Annotated in this window: 1 protein-coding gene; it reads right to left on the bottom strand. The window is 39.4% G+C overall.

Annotation, left to right across the window (positions count from 1 at the left end):
- On the bottom strand, positions 1–2,394 hold a 2,394-nt coding region (locus IQ242_RS22180; RefSeq protein ID WP_193961432.1), incomplete at its 3' end, for a tetratricopeptide repeat protein.
- Positions 2,395–2,589 lie beyond the last annotated feature (195 nt).

Below are 2,589 nucleotides of genomic sequence, written 5' to 3'. Positions count from 1 at the left end.
TTTCTTAAATACGGCCACACTTAATCCTCGTGGGTTTTCTACCGATTCCCGAAACTCTTTCACTAATTTGTCTATGGGTTCAGCTTCTCCTAAATCTATCATAGTTAGCTGTTCTGGGGCTTGGGCAGGTAGGATAAAGGCAAGATAGCGAGGGGGAAAGGATGCAGCGTCACCGTTGGCGGGAATTGCCTGAAAATTGTAGTTATTAAACCTAATAAATTCAATTAGGGTAGTTCCTTCGGGTAATTCTAAAGCGATGGTACGAAAATCAGCGTTTTGCAGTTCTTTTTCGAGGTTAAGTTCAGGGATATTTAATTCTCGTTCGAGGTTTTCTGCTTGTTGTTCGAGGGATTTAATTTCTTGTTGGTAGTAGGGAAGTTGTTCGGGGGTGGGTATATCAAAACAGCGTTTGGCGAGTTGTTGCCTAATTTGTTGCCATTGTTGGAGTTTGGGGGCAAGATGGGCGTATTGTTGGGATAAAAGGGCGATTTTTTGCAGGATGGCGGTTTCGGTTGCGATCGCTTTTCGTCTTAAGATGAGGTTATAGGCAGATTGTACCGCTTCGGGGCTATTAGGAAAGTGCTGGAAAACTAGGGAGAGAAATGTTTCTACTTTATGGTAGTTTTGTTTGACATAGTTCAGGCGTTCCTTATCGGTGCTAATGCTAAAGATTTTAGAAATAGTTTTTAAATCAATTTTTGCTGCTTCCTGCATTAATTTTAGTGCTTCTTCTGGGTGGTTGGTTGCTGCATATAAAAGGGCTAAATTATTCAGAGAAGCAGCATAGTCGGGGTGGTCAGTTCCTAAACTTTTACCAACAATTTCGAGAGCTTGTTGAGAGAGAGGTAAAGCTTGCTCATACTGTCCCATTAACCGATATAATACGGCTAAACTATTCAGAGAATTAGCATAGTCAGGGTGGTCAGTTCCTAAACTTTTACCACGAATTTCGAGAGCTTGTTGAGAGAGAGGTAAAGCTTGCTCATACTGTCCCATTGACCGATATAATCCGCCTAAGTTATTCAGAGAATTAGCATAGGTGGGGTGGTCAGTACCTAGAATTTTACCAGTAATTTCGAGAGCTTGTTGATGGAGAGGTAAAGCTTGCTCATACTGTCCCATTGCATCATATAATAGGGCTAAGTTATTCAGACAAGTAGCATATTCACGGTGGTCAGTACCTAGAATTTTACCAGTAATTTCGAGAGCTTGTTGATGGAGAGGTAAAGCTTGCTCATACTGTCCTATTGACTGATATAATAGGGCTAAATTATTCAGAGAAGTAGAATACTTAGGGTGGTCAGTACCTAAAATTTTACCGTGAATTTCGAGAGCTTGTTGAGAGAGAGGTAAAGCTTGCTCATACTGTCCCATTGACCCATATAATACGGCTAAATTATTCAGAGAAGTGGCATAGCCAGGGTGGTTAGTACCTAGACTTTTACCAGCAATTTCGAGAGCTTGTTGAGAGAGAGGTAAAGCTTGCTCATACTGTCCCATTGACCTATATAATACGGCTAAATTATATAGAGACTCAGCATAGTTAGGGTGGTCAGTACCTAGAATTTTACCAATAATTTCGAGAGCTTGTTGATGGAGAGGTAAAGCTTGCTCATACTGTCCCATTAACTGATATAATATGGCTAAGTTATCCAGAGAACCAGCATAGTCAGGGTGGTCAGTACCTAAACTTTTACCACGAATTTCGAGAGCTTGTTGATGGAGAGGTAAAGCTTGCTCATACTGTCCCATTGACCTATATAATACGGCTAAATTATATAGAGACTCAGCATAGTTAGGGTGGTCAGTACCTAAACTTTTACCAATAATTTTGAGAGCTTGTTGAGAGAGAGGTAAAGCTTGCTCATACTGTCCCATTGACTCATATAATAGGGCTAAGTTATTCAGACAATTAGCATATTCAGGGTGGTTAGTACCTAGAATTTTACCAATAATTTTGAGAGCTTGTTGATGGAGAGGTAAAGCTTGCTCATACTGTCCCATTGACTCATATAATAGGGCTAAGTTATTCAGACAATTAGCATATTCAGGGTGGTCAGTACCTAGAATTTTACCAATAATTTTGAGAGCTTGTTGATGGAGAGGTAAAGCTTGCTCATACTGTCCCATTGACTCATATAATAGGGCTAAGTTATTCAGACAATTAGCATATTCAGGGTGGTCAGTACCTAGAATTTTACCAATAATTTTGAGAGCTTGTTGATGGAGAGGTAAAGCTTGCTCATACTGTCCCATTGACTTATATAATATGGCTAAAAGATTCAAAGAATAAGCATAAATAGGCTCATTAGTTAGTGAGTAACTTTTGGCTAAATCACAGGTTTGTTGAGCGAAGATAATCCCTTGCTCATATTGCCCCTGCTGATATAGCATTCCTAGGGTTTGGTTATACTGTTGTATCTGGTTAATTATGGATTGATTGATGTTACTATCTTCCTTTAATAAACTAAGTTTTTGTTGCTGATTATTGTTGCTGATTGATCAGAGTGATTAATGGGTTTTTCTACCACCTTAAACCGCTTATAAAACACCTCACTATTACCCTGATTACCCTGAATAAATATCTCC

The organism is Microcystis sp. LEGE 08355 (genome assembly GCF_015207185.1).
Classification (GTDB): Bacteria; Cyanobacteriota; Cyanobacteriia; order Cyanobacteriales; family Microcystaceae; genus Microcystis; species Microcystis panniformis.
Note: the sequence above shows the minus strand (reverse complement) of the source record. Positions and strands in the feature narration are given on the sequence as shown.